Annotated in this window: 17 protein-coding genes and 1 pseudogene; 11 read left to right on the forward strand and 7 right to left on the reverse strand. The window is 31.0% G+C overall.

Going from position 1 to position 20,816, the window contains the following annotated elements; translation table 11 throughout:
* The first annotated feature begins 40 nt into the window (after positions 1-40).
* On the forward strand, positions 41-1,549 hold the full coding sequence (locus LPB87_RS10025; protein WP_230727803.1) for a recombinase family protein: 1,509 nt from the start codon (positions 41-43) through the stop codon (positions 1,547-1,549).
* A 46-nt stretch (positions 1,550-1,595) separates the two neighbouring features.
* On the opposite strand, the gene LPB87_RS10030 is transcribed toward LPB87_RS10025, so the two are convergent.
* Positions 1,596-1,847 carry a helix-turn-helix transcriptional regulator gene (locus tag LPB87_RS10030; protein WP_230727804.1) on the reverse strand — a complete coding sequence of 84 codons (252 nt, stop codon included), beginning with the start codon at positions 1,845-1,847 and terminating at the stop codon, positions 1,596-1,598.
* Positions 1,848-1,964: 117 nt separating this feature from the next.
* Between LPB87_RS10030 and LPB87_RS10035 the strand changes: the two genes are divergently transcribed.
* Positions 1,965-2,492 (forward strand): hypothetical protein, encoded by a 528-nt coding sequence (locus tag LPB87_RS10035; protein ID WP_230727805.1) that lies wholly within the window; start codon positions 1,965-1,967, stop codon positions 2,490-2,492.
* A gap of 102 nt (positions 2,493-2,594) precedes the next feature.
* Here the strand turns inward: LPB87_RS10035 and LPB87_RS10040 are convergent, their stop codons facing one another.
* Positions 2,595-3,182, reverse strand: a complete 588-nt coding sequence (locus LPB87_RS10040) for a recombinase family protein (RefSeq protein ID WP_230727806.1) — start codon at positions 3,180-3,182, stop codon at positions 2,595-2,597.
* A 1,009-nt stretch (positions 3,183-4,191) separates the two neighbouring features.
* On the opposite strand from LPB87_RS10040, the gene LPB87_RS10045 reads away from it, so the two are divergent.
* Both LPB87_RS10045 and LPB87_RS10050 read left to right on the forward strand, forming a co-directional pair.
* The gene (locus tag LPB87_RS10045) at positions 4,192-4,521 is read left to right on the forward strand and encodes a hypothetical protein (RefSeq protein ID WP_230727807.1); all 330 of its coding nucleotides are present in this window, start codon (positions 4,192-4,194) and stop codon (positions 4,519-4,521) included.
* 163 nt (positions 4,522-4,684) lie between these two features.
* Positions 4,685-5,428: a hypothetical protein gene (locus tag LPB87_RS10050; protein ID WP_230727808.1), complete on the forward strand. Its 744-nt coding sequence runs from the start codon at positions 4,685-4,687 to the stop codon at positions 5,426-5,428.
* A gap of 84 nt (positions 5,429-5,512) precedes the next feature.
* Here LPB87_RS10050 and LPB87_RS10055 read toward each other — a convergent pair.
* The 3 genes and pseudogenes from LPB87_RS10055 to LPB87_RS10065 form a co-directional block, all read right to left on the reverse strand.
* A pseudogene (locus tag LPB87_RS10055) lies at positions 5,513-6,937 on the reverse strand (YifB family Mg chelatase-like AAA ATPase); the annotation flags it as partial.
* Positions 6,938-7,060: 123 nt separating this feature from the next.
* On the reverse strand, positions 7,061-7,522 hold the full coding sequence (locus tag LPB87_RS10060) for a GNAT family N-acetyltransferase (RefSeq protein WP_255673203.1): 462 nt from the start codon (positions 7,520-7,522) through the stop codon (positions 7,061-7,063).
* A gap of 162 nt (positions 7,523-7,684) precedes the next feature.
* A complete protein-coding gene (locus LPB87_RS10065; RefSeq protein ID WP_230727810.1) occupies positions 7,685-8,614 on the reverse strand; it encodes an AraC family transcriptional regulator in 930 nt (309 codons plus the stop codon).
* A gap of 166 nt (positions 8,615-8,780) precedes the next feature.
* Between LPB87_RS10065 and LPB87_RS10070 the strand changes: the two genes are divergently transcribed.
* Positions 8,781-9,800, forward strand: a complete 1,020-nt coding sequence (locus tag LPB87_RS10070; RefSeq protein WP_230727811.1) for an LLM class oxidoreductase — start codon at positions 8,781-8,783, stop codon at positions 9,798-9,800.
* 617 nt (positions 9,801-10,417) lie between these two features.
* Here LPB87_RS10070 and LPB87_RS10075 read toward each other — a convergent pair.
* On the reverse strand, positions 10,418-10,963 hold the full coding sequence (locus LPB87_RS10075; RefSeq protein ID WP_129539294.1) for a GNAT family N-acetyltransferase: 546 nt from the start codon (positions 10,961-10,963) through the stop codon (positions 10,418-10,420).
* A 405-nt stretch (positions 10,964-11,368) separates the two neighbouring features.
* On the opposite strand from LPB87_RS10075, the gene LPB87_RS10080 reads away from it, so the two are divergent.
* The 3 genes from LPB87_RS10080 (at position 11,369) to LPB87_RS10090 (ending at position 13,747) form a co-directional block, all read left to right on the forward strand.
* Complete coding sequence (locus LPB87_RS10080) at positions 11,369-11,806, forward strand: hypothetical protein (RefSeq protein ID WP_230727812.1); 438 nt, start codon at positions 11,369-11,371, stop codon at positions 11,804-11,806.
* A gap of 391 nt (positions 11,807-12,197) precedes the next feature.
* Positions 12,198-12,632, forward strand: a complete 435-nt coding sequence (locus LPB87_RS10085; RefSeq protein WP_230727813.1) for a GNAT family N-acetyltransferase — start codon at positions 12,198-12,200, stop codon at positions 12,630-12,632.
* Positions 12,633-12,673: 41 nt separating this feature from the next.
* Entirely contained in the window at positions 12,674-13,747 is a 1,074-nt protein-coding gene (locus LPB87_RS10090) for an alanine/ornithine racemase family PLP-dependent enzyme (protein ID WP_230727814.1), read from the forward strand.
* Positions 13,748-13,803: 56 nt separating this feature from the next.
* Here LPB87_RS10090 and LPB87_RS10095 read toward each other — a convergent pair whose 3' ends face one another.
* Entirely contained in the window at positions 13,804-14,211 is a 408-nt protein-coding gene (locus LPB87_RS10095) for a RidA family protein (RefSeq protein WP_129539298.1), read from the reverse strand.
* Between the two features lie 355 nt (positions 14,212-14,566).
* On the opposite strand from LPB87_RS10095, the gene LPB87_RS10100 reads away from it, so the two are divergent.
* From LPB87_RS10100 to LPB87_RS10110, 3 genes are all read left to right on the forward strand, one after another.
* Positions 14,567-15,982 (forward strand): S41 family peptidase, encoded by a 1,416-nt coding sequence (locus LPB87_RS10100; RefSeq protein ID WP_230727815.1) that lies wholly within the window; start codon positions 14,567-14,569, stop codon positions 15,980-15,982.
* A gap of 160 nt (positions 15,983-16,142) precedes the next feature.
* The gene (locus tag LPB87_RS10105; RefSeq protein ID WP_230727816.1) at positions 16,143-19,130 is read left to right on the forward strand and encodes an amidohydrolase family protein; all 2,988 of its coding nucleotides are present in this window, start codon (positions 16,143-16,145) and stop codon (positions 19,128-19,130) included.
* A gap of 35 nt (positions 19,131-19,165) precedes the next feature.
* A complete protein-coding gene (locus LPB87_RS10110) occupies positions 19,166-20,473 on the forward strand; it encodes an amidohydrolase family protein (protein ID WP_129539301.1) in 1,308 nt (435 codons plus the stop codon).
* Positions 20,474-20,816: the final 343 nt, after the last annotated feature.

Consider the following 20,816-nt stretch of genomic DNA (forward strand, 5'->3'; position numbering starts at 1 on the left):
GTTCATTGTTATTTTATACTTTTACAGAAAATATTAATAGATGAAAGCAGTCGCATATCTCAGAGTAAGTACACAAGAACAATCTTTAGAAAGACAATACGACGATATTAAAGAATTTGCTTCTAAAAAAAAATTAAATTTAGTTGAAATATTTGAGGATAAAATCAGCGCGACAAAGACCAAAACTGATGAAAGATTCGGATTTAATGAGATGAAAAAATATCTCCAACTTAATGGAGATGTAAAAAATATTTTAGTTTTAGAAATTTCTCGACTTGGACGAAAAAATAATGATATTCAAAATGTCGTTGAGCATTACATCGATAAAGGAATTAATATTCACATTAAAGACTTAAATATATCAACTCTTGATGATACTGGCAAACGATCATTTGCAAGTGATATGATGATTTCAATGCTAGGTGTAATGTCATCTAATGAAACACGACTACTTGGCTCAAGAATAAGTTCAGGAAAAATGTCGCGAGCACGCAAGAACTTAGCTTTCGGTGGAAAAATAATTGGTTATAAAAAAGGAGAAGACGGCACTCCTATGATTGATGAGGTTGAAGCACCAATGATTCGAAGGATATTTGAACTCGCAGGAAAAGACCTTGGTATGCGAAATATTTCTACATTGATCGAATCAGAGTTTGGGAGAAAAATAGCAATTGGAACACTAACGGGAATAATCAGAAACTCGTTTCACAGAGGGATAAGAAAGTACAACGACTTAGATTTAGTAGTTCCTGCAATTGTTTCAACAGATTTATGGCAAACAGCTAATGATTCCATTGATAGCAGAAGCAAATTTGGAAGTAGAACAAAGGTACATACCAACATTATAAAAGGAAAAATTAATTGCGTATGCGGGGCAATAATGCATCAGAAAGTCATCCCTCAAGGAAGAATCGATTCTTTTATTTGCAAGGACGAAACATGTAAGAATTCTATTAATAGACCGTGGCTGTTTAGAATGATACGTCGAATTGTTGAAAGACATGCACAAAAAACAAAGGATGAACAAGTACGCGAAAACTTTAAATTGCATATATTATCATATAAAGCTAAGATTGATGTAAATAACAAAGAAATTGAAAAACTTGAAAACAGACAAAAAAGAGCAAGAGATCTTTATCTCGATTTAGAGTACACAAAAGAAGACTATAATGAAATAAAATCTGAAACAAGCAAACAAATAGAAGAATACAATCAGATCAATACTAAACTTAATCAAGTCATTAAAACTTCTGAAAATGCACTAAAAACAGACATTAAACATTTTAGCGAAGACCTAGAGCTATTTAAAAATGAGATCAAAGAGATTATTAGTCATGTTACTATTGAAAAAGAAGAAGTTTCAATAAAAATTTTTGGATGGTCAGAATACGATCTTGCTAAACCTAATCCAATAAAACTCGGTTGGGAAGCAAGAAAACCAATAAATGAGCGATACCTCAACGAAGGACTTCCGTTTAGACACCCTATTAGTGATGATGATTTAGAAATGATGATTGACGATTATACAAAAAACCACCTCCCAAACTGACATTCTATAAACACCTAAGAATCATTTATTAACAATCTTTTTGTAGTTAGAAATCAAAAAGTTCTTTTAAATCTATTTTAAGCGCTAAAGAAAGTTTTATTGAATTAGTTAAAGTTATATTAGTTCGCCCATTTTCAATTCTAGAAATTGTTGTTTTATCAATAAACGACTCAGACCCCAAATCATTCATAGCAGTTGCTAAATCAAATTGGGTCATGTTTCTCGATTCTCTAATTCTCTTTAAGTTGATTCCGAATCGCTTAACGTAAAAATCGATTATTATTGATTCGTTTGGCATAATTTACCAATAATAGTTCATATCTTTATCCCTTGAGTAAACACATATGTCAACATGTAAACTATACCATTTTCAATATCAAAAAAAAACATTAACAATCAATAACCAATAATAGAAATGAGAAATTTAAAAGGAATTATTACCGTATTAGTATTAACATCAACATTCGGTCTGAATGCCCAAGTAGCTCCAACTACAGGAGAAAAAGTGTTAAAAGTAAAAGAAACTTACCTAGGAGAATACCTTCAAAGTATAGATACTACATCATTTTCATCAGTAGTAGTGAATGCAATAAAAGAAAGAGTTCCAAAAAAACTTATTAAATACGGATTTACAGACATTAAAATTTTAAAAGTCGGTAGGGTAAATGCTCCAATTAGCACCGCTACAAAAATGTCAAATTTTGTCGGAGGTAATGAAGCAGTTGGAAAAGATATGTTAAAGCAGGCAAAAAGTTATTCTGAAATAGTGAGAGCAATAGATAAAATGTATGAACCAAAGGCTGATATAGATTGGAAAATGCAAGTAATCATTTTAGATAATTTAACACACAAAGAATTCAAAATAAAAATTGCCAGTATGACCTATGCACCCCAATACATTATTAAAGAATCCGACTTAGTATTAGATTTAAGAAAAGATTGATGACAATAAAAATACTTTTGATAAATCTTAAAAGCACATACGCCTGAAAAGACGACACACCAAAAGGTTAATCTATTATGATTAACCTTTTTTTATGGTATTTTAAATCATTGTCTTTATTTTCCTAATTGTATTTATAGAAAGATTTGTCATTTTTTTCAATTGACTTAATGAGAAAGATTCATTTTTAATGTATTTAATTTCCCCTTTGTATTTACTTAAGAAATCCTCGTTTGTCTCTGTAATACCTTTAACTCTCCCTTTATACTTTCCTTTAATCTTTGCTATTGCAATACCTTCTGATATACGCTCTTTGATAGATTCTCTTTCAATTTGCGATACGTTTGCAAGTAAATCACATATCATTTTAAAAATGGGATTTGGCTTGTCGTCGATCCTTGAATGTAACCCAAGGTTCTCAACAATCAAATTCACATCTTCTTTATTTAGCAATTCCATAGTAGATTGAATATCATAAGCATTTCTACCTAATCTGTCAACTGAATGAACTATAATGGTTTTAATCGCACCGCTTCTAACATCTTCTAGTAATCTTTTTGCTTGCGGTCTTTCTGTAAATGGAACTATACCTGAAATGACATCAAAATATTCGAGTGTTGAAGAATCCTTCTGCCTAGACTCATTTTGTCCACTAGTAGAAATTCTAATATATTTTGCCGTTGTAATCATGTCGTCTTTATTTTTATAGTACAAATATAGTTTTTTTTTATTTCAATACTATCAAAAATAGACTAGTAGTTTTTGATACAACACAATCCTAATGAATACGTTTAAACTTAGTAAAAAATCATATTAATTTTAAACTATAGCTCAAAAATGACACACACACTAAGTAAGTTTGATTTGTCCCACATAATCGCTCTGTACTTTTAAAAAAGCTTAACTAATGATTACCAATGATTAACATTAAAAACACATATACTGGAGTATTGGTCTTATTGGTGAATTGAAGCAGAACACTTTATTTAACGTTTTGTCTCTATAAATCTTAAATTATGATCCTTCACATAAGTCATTTATCATCTCAGTAGTTTCAAAGTGGTTCTTTTAATAGTATAACTTCATAAAGCCACTGCTTAGAAATATTATTAATCAAAAAAATCATCTCTTAATAAGTGTGTGTGTGTGCAAAATTTAACTACAATATTAACTGTAAAAACAACAAAAAACACCTGCTTTGTAACTACCTGATAATCAACACTATCTCTACACTCCACTCAGTAGATAGAAACAAAGCCAAAAAAAAAAAAAACAGGTTAGTTTAAACAAGGTATTTATAAGTGTTTTATTAAAGAGTTATTTATATTAAGTTATGTAATAAATGAGATTTCTAAAGATGTGATGTAAGCCTGTTTATTAGATGAAAAATATAAAACCTCAACTCCATTTGTATTTGTCACATCACAAACGGAAATTTTTAGAAAATCCAACTAAGCGGTTTTTTTGAATCACATTGAGTAAAGTTCACAAAAGCCTTCTTAATTCTTTATTTAAAGTATTTTTAAGCATCATATACCTTGTTTTGCGTATACAACAAGTCTTGTTTGTTTAAACGGCTTAAAACGGCTTAAAATCACTTAAAAACAAACTACTCTTTGAGTACATGTTTTTGGATGAGAATTATTATCGTGACTATAATCATTAAATCGTTATATTTATAATCCTAAAAATTTAAAATATGGATAATTTTAAGGGCTTAGATTATGATAATTTCATTGAATATTTCAAAGTAGATTTATTCTCACGTCCCGTACTAGACCAACATTTTTACCCACACGATGTAATTGAAAATGATATTTTAAATTTTCACCTTCAACATTGTAAAGCTATTTTAAACGACTTTATTTTAAATTCGGTGTATGAACAAGCATGGTCAATGGACTTTGAAATAAAAGACAAGGATGCACTAAAACTTTTTAAGATGATTGTAAATAATTTACAAGATAGGATTGAAGATGAAATCAATGCATATCTTAGAATTGTCAAAATTAACCCTGTCAACTTATAATTAGCCCTATCATCGTTAATAATATCATTGCTAGTTATATTGTAAATTCATATTAAAGTTTCGCATGAAAATTTTATCTTAGCCAAAAACAATATTTTGATAAAAAACAGCTATAAAGGCTAAACCCTAGTGGCTGTGAATAAAAATAAACTTCTAAGAACAAATGAAAAAAAAAAGAAAATCAATAAACTTTATACATAAACTTAAATCAGTAAGAAAAGAAATAAAATTTATTTTCTTAATTTCATTATCCTCTGTTCTTCTCATAGAAATTGTATTTAAAAATTATAATGCTCCTTATCACTCCTTTTATGTTATTGGTGATATATATTTAAAAATTTGTTATTCAATAGTTGCAACATCAATTTTCTTTTTAATTAATCAACATATACCTAAAGAAAATAGAAATGTTAAAACCAATAAATTTATTCATAATAAATTGGTGACAGTTTTTAATGAATTGTCTTGGCTCTCTGAAAGATTAGACATAGATAAAAAGAATTTAGATATAACGGAAGAAATGGTAAAACTGGCATGTGAAAAAATAAATCCTAACTCACCTGTTGTAGAGTTTCAAATAAATATATTTTCAAATTGGCGAGAATATCTAATCTACAAAACAAACAAAATAAATCGTTTGCTTAGCGATGTTATGACTCTCAATTCATCAATTGAAACAGAATTATTAGGACACATAGTAAATATGCTTGATGCACTTGATCAATTTTATTATCTAGATAATAAAAATATGGGGCTTGGAAAAGATTTAACGTTTTACTCTCGTCCAATTTCAAATCTCTATGAAGAAAATTATAAGTTGCATAAAATACTGAGTTCAGGAAAATATAAAATCTACTTGAACACGAATATGAATGATTTTTTAAAGAACAGGAATACAAAAAAGTAAAACCTTCATTATAAGCAACTTTGCTAAATTAAGTTTAATATAATCTTCTCTTAAAATGCGCTATACATTAAAAATTTTATCATTTAAAATTCTGTCGTACGCTCTAGCCGAAAGATTAAGTCGTTCCATTGCTGTTTTTAATAATAATTTTGATTGTTCATCGAGTGCACAAAACTCCCTGATTTGCTTCGTGTTCATTTGAGCGTTGTAATTTATATTCTCGAATGTTTCAAATCTTTTAGCTTGAATTTCGCGCCCAGCCGTAACACGTTCTCGAATATGCACACTACTTTCGGCTTTATTATCATCCGCTAATTTTTCAAAAGGAACTGGTGTAACTTCTATATGAATATCAATTCGGTCTAATAATGGTCCCGAAATCTTGCTTAGATACCGTTGCATTTCGTGTGGAGAAGATTTTTGTGGTGCATCGGGGTCATTAAAAAATCCGCTTGGACTTGGGTTCATACTTGCTACTAGCATAAAAGAGGACGGATAGGTAACGGTGAACTTTGCTCTCGAGATTGTTACTTCACGATCTTCTAGAGGTTGTCGCATTACTTCGAGAACTTCTCTTTTAAACTCCGGTAATTCATCTAAGAATAAAACTCCATTATGCGCCATCGAAATTTCTCCTGGTTGCGGATAGCTCCCTCCTCCTACTAATGCAACATTCGAAATAGTGTGATGCGGTGAACGAAAAGGCCTTTGATTCATTAAGCCTACTTCTTTTAGTTTTCCTGCAACACTATGAATTTTAGTCGTTTCTAATGCTTCTTTTAATGTCATTGGTGGCAAAATACTTGGTAATCGTTTGGCTAGCATTGTTTTTCCTGCTCCCGGAGGTCCAACCAAGATTATATTATGTCCACCAGCTGCAGCAATTTCCATACAGCGTTTGATGCTTTCCTGCCCTCTTACATCCGAGAAATCGAATTCGGGAAAATCTAACGTTTTATAAAACTCTGCCCTTGTATCTATAACTGTAGTTTCCAGAGTTCCTTTTCCTTCTAAAAAGTCTATTACTTCCTGTACATTCTCGACTCCATACACATCTAAACCAGCTACAATTGCAGCTTCTTTTACATTTTGCTTTGGCAGAAAAAATCCTTTATACCCTTCTTCTTTAGCTTTTATAGCAATTGGCAAAGCGCCTCGAATGGGCTGTAGGCTTCCGTCAAGCGAAAGTTCTCCCATAATGACATACTCATCTAGTTCGGGTGCTTTTATTTGATCTGAAGCCACTAAAATGCCAATTGCCAAAGTTAGATCATAAGCGGAGCCTTCTTTTCGCAAATCGGCTGGCGCCATATTTATAGTTATTTTTTTGCCAGGCATTTTGTACCCGTTATTTTTTAGTGCAGCTGCAATTCTGAAACAGCTTTCTTTGATTGCACTATCTGGTAAACCTACTAAATGATACCCAATACCCGGATCCATATTTACCTCAACAGTAATAGTTGTGGCTTCTACTCCAAAAACTGCACTTCCGTATACTTTAACTAACATAATCCCTATTATTTATAAAAGTAAAAGTATTTAAATATAAATTAAAAACGCACTTATTTGTAATATTTAATTTACAAATAAGTGCGCTTCAAAACTCACAACCCTTAAATCCGGATTAAATTATTATACTTCCTTTCTCATCTGAATGTAATGACTTGTAAAACCTAATTTTTCATATGCTTTTATTGCAGATTCATTTGTTTGATATACTTCTAAGCGAAGTTCAGTGATTTCTTTTGAAATAGTCCATTCAGTAAGTCTTTCAATTATTTTATGTACAATACCTCTGCCACGGAATTTAGGATCAACGTACATAAATCCTAAGTAACCATATTGTGCATATTTAAAATAGGGCTTTGCATTGTCTAACCTTGCATAACCTGAACCAATAACTTCACCATCTAATTCTGCAACAAGTAGTTCTATATCTAGTGAACTCATCATTTTATCAATATCGTAATATTTGACACCTGATTTGTTTAATGTTGGATCAAATGACCTTTCAGCATTAATTAATTCTTGTTCAAAAGAGAGAAGCTTTTCCATATCATTATGGCTAGCACTGCGTATAATTATAGTATTCATTATCAAATATCTTTTCAATTAATTAAAACAACAACTAAACAATATATTAAAACATTCTGACAAATACAATCTCAAAACAAACATTACCAAGTTTTAGCACGATACCGACTTTACGCTATTGCAAAATATATTATGAGATCAAAAAATACAGATTCATCTTAACTATTTCATTTTTCCTTTTTTTCTAAAGAGGGATGGATTCATAGTTTTAGACTTTTTGAAAAATTTACTTAAATGTGTTTCATCTGAAAATCCCAATTCTAAAGCAATCTCGCCAATACGCATATCACTATGTAATAATCTTTTTTCAATTAATTGCATTCGATAATTTGTGATATACTGCTGAAGTGTTTCACCTGTATGCTTTTTGAAATAACGACTTAAGTAAGTTTCTGAAAAATTAAATTTTTCACTAATCAGGGTTATTCTTAATTGATCGGGGTTATAGATATTAGTTTGAATGTATTGCAATATTTTTGTGATTTTATTATCTGTAGTTTCTTTGATTCCTTTTGGTAGGTCTACAACCATATTTCGAGCAACAAGAACAATTAGTGTGTTCATTAATTGTTGAATTAAATCTTTACCATAAATAGTATCATTCGCAATCTCATTCATCATTATTCCAGTAATGGTATTAACTACTTCCCTATCCGATTCGTTATTAAGCACACAACCTGTTTTTAATTCCGCATTATTGAGAATGAATTCAAGCCTTTGTATATTGTCTAAACCTATTTTTTTATCGTGAATATAAAAGTTATTGAATTTTATTAATAAGAATTCTGTAGTCGTATCCACATCAAAAGAGTGTTTGTTATTTGGTGTAAGCAAAAACATATCTCCCGCTGAGTATGATGTTACATGAGTATCAACCCACTGTCTTCCATTTCCAGAAACCACATAAACCATCTGAAAATAATTGAATACAACATCTCTCAAAGGACATTCGTCAACTTTTTCAATAAGGATTTCATAAGGGGCATGAATATTTTTCTTTTTCATGTCATAAATATACCTAATTAATGCAGATATGTACGGATATCTACCTGTTTTTAATGTATAATTTTGTCTTTTTATAAATAAAGACACTGCAAGTAAATTATTTTGTGATTGATTAACTCACCAAAAACATAAGCAATTGTTAGTTGGTATTTTACATACAAAAGACTAATAAAGATAAAGCAATTACTTCGCCTATTTTCCTACTAGCTTATGTCTAAATATTATACCATTAAAAACAAAAATTATCTACATTATGAAAGAAGAATTAAATAGAGATTTTAGTAATCACATTGGATACAGTCGCATGTTTGCTGAAAATAAATTGACTATTGGTATTTTCCTTCCTCTGCGATTTTATGAAGGAAATATGAATGCATTAGAAGGGCAATCTGATTTAGTTTCCTTAATAGATCAACATAATTTTGCAGCTGTATGGACTCGTGACGTTCCTTTATTTGATCCTAGTTTTGGTGATGCAGGCCAAGTTTTTGACACCTTTAGCTATTTGGCTTATCTTGCTGCTAAAACGAAACAAATCACATTAGCAACAGGAAGTTTGGTTTTTCCTTTAAGGCATCCTGTCGACTTAGCAAAAGCCGCTACAACAATTGATCAATTATCAGGAGGGCGTTTAGTACTTGGCGTTGCGTCTGGGGATCGACCTGTAGAATACCCTGCTTATGGTATTGATATTAATACCAGTGGCGAACGTTTTAGAGAAACTGTTTCTATGTTTCGCTCTCTAATATCATCCAAACAAAATCAGGCTATACAATCTACTCTTGGACTAATCAAACAAAATGCTCAATTACTACCTAAGCCTGTAAACGATATGATTCCATTATTGGTTACCGGATCTAGCAAACAATCGTTGGATTGGATTGGAGAACATGCCGATGGTTGGTTAAGTTACCCTACACCAACAGCTACGACAGAGGGAGTGATGCAGTTGAAATCAAAGATTGAAAACTGGCGTTCGAAAATAATTCCTCGTGGAGTATTTCGCCCTCATGTAACAAATGAATGGATTGATTTAGTAGATGACCCTGATTTTCCTCGCACACCGCTTCGAGGCGGTTTTATACTTAAAACTGGAAGAAAAGGACTAATCCAGCTTCTAGAAGAGTGGCAATCAATAGGAGTTAATCATGCAGCTCTAGGAATACAATTTACCAAACGTCCAGCTTTAGAAACTATACAAGAACTAGCGGAAGAAGTCTTACCATTATTCCCAACCCACAAAGGCACAAAATCAGTACCTCTTCAATATTAATCTAAGTTTCAATTCGTATTTCACACAAAAAATGCGTTATTAAATAATAAAATATAATAATAGTTTTTACTATTCAAACAAGAACAAAGGGTGTCAAAATTGATACCCTTTATCTTTTGAAATATTACATCCAAAAAAAAATATTGACTATTTTAAACAGTACTCCTAAAGTCTATAAATCTATTTTAGATTACTCCATTTTACATTATATTTGACAGCCACACTGATTGTATTTCAACTTCAATCAATCAATTTTATAATACCTTAACCAATAACTATTCAAGCCTTTTTCCTTGTAATAGCTACACTACGATTTTAATTTTAATTCATCTAAAATGGAAATGCCCATCGATATAATTTACATAGAGCTAAAAGTTGTAGCAACTGTTGAATTAAACCTTCGGTAGCACTCACTGTTATTTTGTACATAATGAATATACTTAAAATTCAAATATTATGGTAACAGAAAAAGAGGATGTAAAATCCTCTTGAAATCCTAACAATAACTTATCGATAATCCCATAATTGCGGCATCTCAACGGTTCCGTTCAACACAGGTTTCATTGTTGGTGCTTCGCACGCAACGAAACCTTTACTGTTACGCGACGTTTTTTACATTATTTTCTTTCATCAGTGGACAGAATTGCATATCCATAATTATCTGACCAACCAGATTTTAGAGGTAATAATTTTCGTGTATGTGCTTCTCTAAGCATACCAACTTTTTCTAGAACACTGATTGAACCAATATTTTCAATTGCACAACCAGCTTCAATTCTATGCAGTTTCAAGTTTTCAAATCCAAAATCTATTATTTTTCTTAAACTTTCTGTTGCGTATCCTTTATTCCAAAATTTATAATCATATTGAAACCAAACTTCTGCATTTTTATAATGTTCTCTCCCTAAATTCATTCCAATCAAACCGATAAATTCATTTCCATCGATTAATTCAACTGAAAACGTAAATCGTTTAGAGCTTTCTTTATCATTTTCGAGAATCCAATTTTCAACAGTAATTTTTGTTTCGTTACTATTTTTTGGCATTCCCGATGTATTAAATCTTGCAGTTTCTTCTAATGATTGCAACTTATAAACATCTTCAATATTTAATATAGAAATTGGTTTTATCTTTAATCTTTCAGTTTTTAAATGTATGTTCATATTTTTTTAATTATTATTATCACACGATTTTTAGTAAAATGTCGCATAACTAGCATATATGCGAAACAAGACTTCGTGTATAGATCTGCCAGTTAGGTAGATTAGCAAAGGTTTGTTTCGTCTTATTTTTTTTAAAAATAATTAAAAAATACAAATAAGCAAAAGCTTTCATAATTGATACCCTTTCTCTTTTGAAATATTACATCCCTAAAAAAATATTGACTATTTTAAACAGTAATCCTAAGTCTTTAAATCTATTTGAGATTACTCCATTTTACATTATATTTGACAGTCACACTGATTGTATTTCTACTTCAATCAATTTTATAATACCTTAACCGATAACTATTCAAGCCTTTTTCCTTGTAATAGCTACACTACGATTTTAATTTTAATTCATCTAAAATGAAAATGCCCATCGATATAATTTACATAGAGCTAATAGTTGTAGCAAATCAGACAGAATTTGATATTTGGATGAGTGGAAGTCTTGAAATTACTATTAATGGTGAAAAACCATATGGTGAAAGTGATATCATAGATTATGATGCATTATTAGAAAGTTTAGAATCAGATGGTGAATATTTTATTTTTTCTTGTTGCTGTGGTCTTCCCAAATGCAGCGGTTGGTTACATCCAATAAAAGTTATTCATTCAGAAAGTCAAACAAAATGGATAAATCTGAATAGCAACAAAATTTGGCATTTCGATAAATCGGAACTTGAAGAACAAATAAAAACAATAAATAATGAAGTGAAAATATTTAAAAAATACTTTCGCGAAAAAGAAATTGAATACGTTGGATATGGATTTAACCTACAAGTTGAACATACCATTTTATAAAAAAATCATTAAATTTTTAAACTTAAATTTCTCTTTGTTTTATTAACAACGAAAACAATTGGCATTTACCACTATAACTCATAGTATCGCCCAATAATTCCTTTAATAAAAATTCTTTTTTTATACTAAAAAACTAACAAAACCAGCCTATTATTCATTTGTCAAAAACAAAATAAGCAGATTCTTTTAGTTATTTTACAGTTATTTTTCCTTAAATTGCGAAATATCTATCACATTTTTAGTCAAAAATTTTACTTGCCATTTATCAAATATAATTTTACCTATCAGGAATCTGACTAAAAAATCCGTATCAATTTGCAATTCATATTGCATCTTTTGCCTTTGAAAAAATTTCATAACTGGGCTCTAATAATCGAAAAAGAATAACAAAATGGAATTCAAGATAATTACTCCTGAACAAGGAGAGGATAAAACATTTACTGGTGAAATAATTGCTCAATTTCTTCATACACACCTAGAACAATATGGAGACACTCTTGAAGATATACTTAAGGCTATTGCATATGCAATGAACCCTGCTAAAGGAGGAACAATTGTACTTGGTTTGGAAGAAAATAAAATCGTGGGAGCTTGCGTCTTAAACAATACTGGAATGAAAGACTATATTCCTGAGAACATACTGGTATATATTGCAGTTGATAAATCCCAAAGAGGAAAAGGTTATGGAAAAAAATTAATGCAAAAAGTAATTGCTACCGTCGAAGGCAATATCGCATTACACGTAGAACCCGACAATCCTGCTAAGCTTTTATACGAGAAACTAGGTTTTACAAATAAATACCTCGAGATGCGTTTGAATAAATAAACCCCAACTATTAATTCAATAAAAAAAAGAAAAGGAACGCAATGGCATTCATCAAATTATACCGTAAAAAACTAGAGGAGAATTATACTTTTCTCAACAACATTTTCATTTCAAAAAATATTAAATGGGGCGTTGTATCTAAGCTTTTATGTGGAAACAAAATATACCTGAAAGAAATAATTGCTTTAGGAGTTACCGAAATTCATGATTCACGAGTTAGCAACCTAAGAAAAATTAAAGCATTAGATCCAAACATTCAAACTGTTTACATTAAACCTCCTGCAAAACGAAGCATTGCAAGCATTGTAAAATATGCTGATGTTAGTTTTAACACCGAAATTTATACCATACAACTGCTTTCGCAGGAAGCCGAAAAGCAAAATAAAATCCATAAAATCATTATTATGATAGAAATGGGCGATTTACGTGAAGGTGTAATGGGCGAAGATTTAGTTGAATTTTATGGTCAGGTTTTAAGTCTTCCAAATATTGAAATCCGTGGTATTGGCACCAACCTTAATTGCTTAAGTGGCGTGATGCCTACCCAAGATAAACTGATTCAGTTAAGTTTATACAAGCAACTTATTGAAGCTAAATTTAACATCAGTATTCCGTGGGTTTCTGGCGGAACTTCGGTTGCATTGCCTTTAATCATTAAGAATGCAAGACCAATGGAAGTAAACCATTTCAGAATTGGTGAAGCATTATTCTTCGGAAAAGATTTATTTACTGGAGAAACTATTGAAGGCATGCACAATGATGTTTTCAAGCTTTATACAGAGATTATCGAAATAACCGAAAAACCAGACATTCCCACTGGAGAATTAGGAGAAAATGTAGCGGGAAATACTTTTTCTATGAATGATACCGAGGATTTTGGAGGAACTTCTTTGCGGGCAATTCTAGATATTGGTTTACTCGATATGCAACCTCAGTACTTAGAATCTGATGATCCCGAAATAAGCATTGTCGATGCGAGTTCGGATATGTTGGTAATTGATATCTCTAAATCTAAAAAAGAATATAAAGTAGGCGACTTAATATCATTTAACATTAAATATATGGGAGCATTATACCTTTTGAACTCCGATTATATTGAGAAAACAATTGAGTAGTTTATAAAAAACGAGATGACATTCATCTCGTTTTTTATTTTAATAAGAGTATTGAATTATTTTGCTGCCCAGATTTCAATTTCTAATTTAATCTCTGGCAATCCCAATGCCGAAATATATCCAACAGTCATTGACGGATATACTTCTCCAAAAAAAGCATTCCACACAGCATAAAAAGCATCCCAATCTATTTCTTGAGTTGCCCAGATATTTACTTTAATTACATCATCTGCAACTAATTCCTGACTATCCAGCACCGCTTTTATATTCTGAAAAGTATTAGCGACTTGTTCGTTAAAGTTCTCAGGTAAATCTCCTTCTTTACTTGTGCCTATTTGTCCAGAAAAAGTATAAATATCTGCATTACCAGATATCTTCGTAACATGAGAATAATTGCCAACTGGTGCAGATAAGGTACTTGGATTTGATCTTGTTACCGCTTTTATTTTATTGTTTATGTTCATTTTTGTTTCTAATAATTATTATTTTTTTGACAACTTTTATTCCTCAAATAATTCCGAGCTAAACAAATTTAAAAGATGCAATTATAAATTTCCTTTCTCTTTTGAAATATTTAACTTGTTACATTACAAGATAAATCAATACTTCCCGCTGATTCATCATTCATAAAAAAAGCCATTTTCATTATTACAACTTCAATTCTACAAAAAAAACAGAGTAACTTATTACTTATAAATGGTTTACAATAAAATTATATATTAGCATGTATAAATTCTTCGTCTTTTATTATCTCGAGACTGATGGATTTCAATCATCAAAGCAGAAATAAAAAAACGTTATCAACCAAACCTAGTAATTATGAATAAACCACTTAAATCTTCAAAAAATAAGTTTGTTTTTTTTCTAATCCTATCCTTTACTATTGCAGTAAGTGTAAGCGGTCAACAGAAAACAATAACGGAGAAATTCAAAAAAGAAACCGTTTTAAAAATAGATTCTTTATTACAAGAAAATTACATATTTCCTGATAAAGCCAAATTAATTGGGAACCATTTAAAAAATGCCTATAAAGAAGGGAAATTCAAAAAATATGATTTATTAGATTCTTTCGCCGTAGCATTAACAAAAGAAGTTCGATTTATTAATAATGACAAGCATCTTGGAATCTGGCCTAAATTTATCCCTCCTGTTGATGAGAAAAAAGAGGTAGATAAAGATTCTTATGAAATTTATCTACATAATTATACCGACAATCGCAAACGCGCAAATGGTTTTAGAGAAGTCAAACTGATTGATAGTAATGTCGGATATATTAAATATAATAATTTCATACACGAGACAGACCAAACAATTGATTCTTACATGCACTTACTAGAAAATGCCGATGCAATTATTATTGATTTAAGATCCAATGGCGGTGGGAGCCCAAAAACTGTTCAATATTTTTGCAGTTATTTTTTCAAAGATCCTATATTACTAAACACTTTATATTTTAGGAAAGATAATTATACCGAGGAATTTTGGGTAAAAAAGGTAAATGGCAAGAAGATGATTGATGTTCCCTTGTTTATTATTACTAGTCCAAAAACTTTTTCAGGAGCTGAAGAGTTTAGTTACAATATGCAAACCCAGAAAAGAGCAACAATAATTGGTGAAACAACTGGCGGCGGAGCTAATCCTGGGGAGGTTTTCGATATTAACAATCGGTTAGAAATATTTGTTCCTAACGGAACAGGAATAAACCCAATAACAAAGACAAACTGGGAAGGTGTCGGTGTAATTCCAGAATATAAAACAACTCCCGATATGGCTTATGATAAAGCTGTAGAGTTGGCTCAAAAAACTGCTTTTGACTATAGAAATAGAAAGGCTGCTGAATCAAAAAAACTTTATCTAGAACTACAAGCTACAATTAATCAACAAACAAAACCTGTTAACGAAACTGATTTGGCTAAAATGGATCAGCAAATTTTTAATGCTGTAAAAAATTTAGCAGAGTCAGATTTATACAAAGAGGATGATATCGTTGCCTTGACTTTTCAATACACAAAAACAAAACCTTTTATTGCCGAATCTATCTTAAAGAGCAATTCAGAGTTGCATCCCAACTCGCCAATTGCTTTTTTAAAATATGGTGATATGCTCGAACAAAACGGAAAGAAGAATAACGCCGTAGCAGCTTTAAAAAAAGCCGTAGAGATCGCTACAGAAATTAAGGCTCCTTATCTTGATGGATTAAAAAATCGCTATGAAAGTGTCTTAAAAGGAAAATAGTATCAACCAATAATAGTAATATTTATACCCATTTAAAACAAAAAAAAGGTCAATTACACCCTTTCTTCAACTTGTTCAAATAAATAAAATAAATTTTAAGCATTAAAGTTGCTTAAGTATTAATATTTGCTATTTTTATGAAAAAATAACCTATATCTTTATGAAAAAAGCCTTATTACTACTCTTTTTGAGTACTTTTTTAACAAAAATACACGCCCAAGATTATTTTCCAAATAATGAAAGTATTCACAGTAAAAACAATAATTATACGGTTTTTACTAATGCAACTATTTATGTAACTCCAACACAAAAAATAGAAAAAGGTACTTTACTTATACAAGATGGAAAAGTAATTGGTGCAGGAAACAATATCGCTATTCCCAAAAACAGCGTCACGATTAATCTGGAGGGAAAAACAATTTACCCTTCTTTTATCGATATTTATACTTCTTTTGGAGTAGAAAAACCAAAAGGTTATTCTGGAGGACGCAACCCGTTATACGATACTAAAAGAGCTGGATATTACTGGAATGAAAGTATTCGTTCTGAAGTAAATGCATACGAAAGCTTTAAATATGACCAACCTAAAGCTGAAGAATTATTAAAAGCTGGTTTTGGAGTAGTTGGAACTCATATCCCTGACGGAGTTGCTCGTGGAACTGGCGTTTTAGTAGCACTAAATAATACTGAAAATAGTACTCGAATACTATCTAATAAAGCAACAAACCATTTTGGCTTTACCAGAAGCGCAACGACTAATCAAGCCTATCCAAGTTCTTTAATGGGGATGATGGCATTGCTTCGCCAAATGTATTTGGATCTAGACTGGTATAAAAAAGGAAATTCACCTACCAAGGATTTATCATTAGAAGCCTTGGCCAATAACGAAAAATTGACACAAATATTTACTACAGAAGACAAGTTAAACAGCTTAAGAGCTGCCAAAATAGCTAAAGAATTTGGATTGAATTATATCTTAAAAGGATCAGGAAACGAGTTTGAAAGAATTGAAGAAATCAAGAAAACAAATTCACAATTTATTATTCCGATAAACTTCCCAGAAGCATATGATGTTTCAAATCCATATCAATCTAATCAAATAGAATTAGCCGACATGCGTTTTTGGAATCAAGCACCAACGAACCTAAAGGTTCTTTCAGACAATGGAATTGTTTTTGCCTTGACAACTGACAAATTAAAGAAAACAGAAGATTTTAGAACCAATTTAATAAAAGCTATTAAATACGGTTTTGATAAAACAAAAGCATTAGAAGCCTTAACAACTGTACCTGCTACTATATTAGGAAAAAACAACGAAATAGGAAGCTTAAAAAATGGTAGCTACGCCAATTTTGTAATTACTTCAGGGGAGATATTTGATGAGAAAACCATTTTATATGAAAACTGGGTTCAAGGAAGTAAATATGTTATAAATGATGCTAATGCAAAAGATATTCGTGGTAATTACGATTTAACTTTCGACTCAACTACTTACAAATGGAAAATAGATGGCACAGCTACTGCTCAAAAATCGGAGATAACAACTGTCGATGCTAAAAAAATAACTAGTACATTTTCTACTGCAAACAATTGGATTACTCTATTAATAAGATCTAAAGATTCAACTAAAGCAGATTATAGTCGATTAACTGGACTTGTAGAAAACTCTCAAAAACTTTCTGGAAAAGCAGTTTTACCTAATGGCAATGAAGTACAATGGACAGCCATAAAAACGGCTCCTTTTGTAACAGAGAAAGATTCTGCTAAAACAGAAAAACTAAACCCAATTATGCCAGTTACTTACCCAAACATTGCTTTTGGTAATTCAAAAAAATTAACTGCACAAACTATATTATTCAAAAATGCCACTGTTTGGACCAATGAAAAAGAAGGAATCCTTGAAGAAACTGATGTTTTAATCAAAAACGGAAAGATAGCTGCTATAGGTAAAAACTTATCTGACGGATCAGCAACAGTTGTTGACGCTAAAGGCAAGCATATTACGAGTGGTATTATTGATGAGCACTCACATATTGCTATATCAAATGGTGTAAATGAAATGGGACACAACTCAACAGCAGAAGTAACTATTGAAGATGTTGTAAATTCAGAAGATATCAATATTTATAGAGATTTAGCTGGTGGTGTTACAATTTCACAATTACTACATGGATCTGCCAATCCAATTGGTGGTCGTTCAGCAATTGTAAAATGGAAATGGGGACAACCAGCAGAAGAAATGCTATACAAAAACCAACCTAAGTTCATCAAATTTGCACTGGGTGAAAACGTAAAACAATCTAATTGGGGAATCACAAATCCTACACGTTTTCCTCAAACAAGAATGGGAGTTGAACAAGTTTTTACTGATTATTTCCAACGTGCAAAAGAATATGATGCCTCTTGGAAAAAATACAATTCTGGTTCTAAAAAAGGAAAAGCGCCTAGAGTAGATCTAGAATTACAAACCATTGCCGAAATCATAAACAAAGAGCGTTTCATAACTTGTCACTCTTACATAGAATCGGAGATTTTAATGTTAATGAATGTTACTGAAAAATTTAACTTTAAAGTAAACACTTTTACCCATATTCTTGAAGGATATAAAGTAGCCGATAAAATGAAAGAACACGGAGTCGGAGCTTCAACTTTTTCTGATTGGTGGGCGTATAAATTTGAAGTAAATGATGCTATTCCATTTAATGGAGCAATTATGCACAATGAAGGAATTGTAGTGGCTTACAACTCTGATGATGCCGAAATGTCGAGAAGATTAAATCAGGAAGCCGCCAAAGCAGTAAAATATGGCAATATATCTGAAGAAGAAGCTTGGAAATTTGTCACCCTGAATCCTGCAAAATTATTACATATTGATGATAAAGTAGGTAGTTTAAAAATAGGAAAAGATGCAGATGTTGTCTTATGGAGTACAAATCCGTTATCTATTTATGCTAAAGCTGAAAAAACAATTATTGAAGGTGTTGTATATTATGATATTCAAAAAGAAACGGAACAAGAACTAGCTATTACAAAAGAAAGAAGCGAGTTAATAGGTCAATTGCTTCAAGAAAAAAATAAAGGAGCGGTAACACAACAACCGAAAAAGAAAGAAAAAAAAGAATATCACTGTGATACTTTAGAACAATAAAAACAAAAGATTCACAAATAGAAAAATAGAGAACTATGATAAGTAAAAAGACATATATTTTACTATTGGCATTTTGCATGCCAATAACTATAATAGCACAACAAATACCTGCTCCAAAACAAACAAAATCGGTTTTAATACTAAATGCCACTGCACATTTAGGCAACGGAACTGTAATAGAGAATAGTGCTATCGGGTTTAAAGATGGGAAAATAACATTAGTAGCAGATTCTAAAACAATCAGACTTGCTGCTAATGCATACGATACTACAATCGACGCTAGTGGAAAACATGTTTATCCAGGATTTATTGCTCCAAATTCTACCTTAGGACTTGTAGAAATCGATGCTGTAAAATCATCTAATGACGATGAAGAAATTGGAAGTATTAATCCTAATGTGAGAAGTATTATTGCCTATAATTCTGAGTCTAAAGTAATAGAAACTGTCCGCCCCAACGGAATTTTAATAGCTCAAGTTACACCTCGTGGAGGAAGGATTTCTGGAACCTCATCTATAGTACAATTAGATGCATGGAGCTGGCAAGATGCTATACTAAAAGAAAATGACGGGATTCATCTTAATTTCCCTCCTAGCTTTAAAAAAAGTGGTTCTTGGTTTGAGCCAGGCCCTATTGAAGCCAACAAAGATTATGTACCCCAAATTGAAGAAATCAATGCTTTTTTAATTAATTCTAAAGCCTATTTCGGGGACGCTCCAAAAGAAAGAAACTTGATTTTTGAATCGACGAAAGGGCTTTTTGATGGAACTCAAACTTTGTTCATTCATGCCAATGAAGAAAAACAAATCATCGATGCTATAAAATTAACTCAAGATAATGGAATCAAAAAAGTAGTTATCGTAGGTGGTTTTGAAGCCTATAAATCTGCTGATTTATTACAAAAAAATAATATTGGTGTGCTATTAAAACGCGTTCATGATATGCCACAAAGTGATGATCAAGACATTAACTTACCTTATAAAATGGCTAAAATATTAACTGATAAAGGTATTTTAGTTGGCTTAGAAAATAGCGGTGACAATGAGCGTATGAATACACGAAACTTAGCATTTTTGGCTGGTACATGTGCTGCTTATGGTTTAGATAAAGAACAGGCATTACAATTAATAACATCTAATACCGCTAAACTATTAAGTATAGATGAACTTTGCGGAACTCTAGAAACTGGAAAAGATGCTACTTTATTTATATCAGAAGGTGATGCACTCGATATGAGAACCAACAAACTTACTAATGCTTTTATACAAGGAAGAATGATTAGTCTGGAAACACATCAAACTAAATTATACAAAAAATACAAAGAAAAATACAATCAGAAATAAACGTTATTAATAATAGTTTGAACTATTTACAGCAGAGCCAAAAGACCTAAATGAGTAATTCATTTAGGTCTTTTTTTTTAAAAAAAATACTTATACTCTACATTTGATTAATAGCTAATCACGTCATAAAAAAACGTGCATTATTAATTAAATCATAAACTACAAACACTGAATAAACAAAACCTATCATTTGCAAAATTTAATTTTTACGTAGTTTTTAATCAATACCTATAAAATTAAGGGGGTGTAAATGAAAATTTAATAAAAATAAAACAGTTAGTGCTATTTTTTATGGGGACATTAAATCATTTTATACTTTTATCAAAATTTAAAACTAACCAAC

It is taken from the genome of Flavobacterium sp. EDS (assembly GCF_020991525.1).
In the GTDB taxonomy this organism is placed as follows: Bacteria; Bacteroidota; Bacteroidia; order Flavobacteriales; family Flavobacteriaceae; genus Flavobacterium.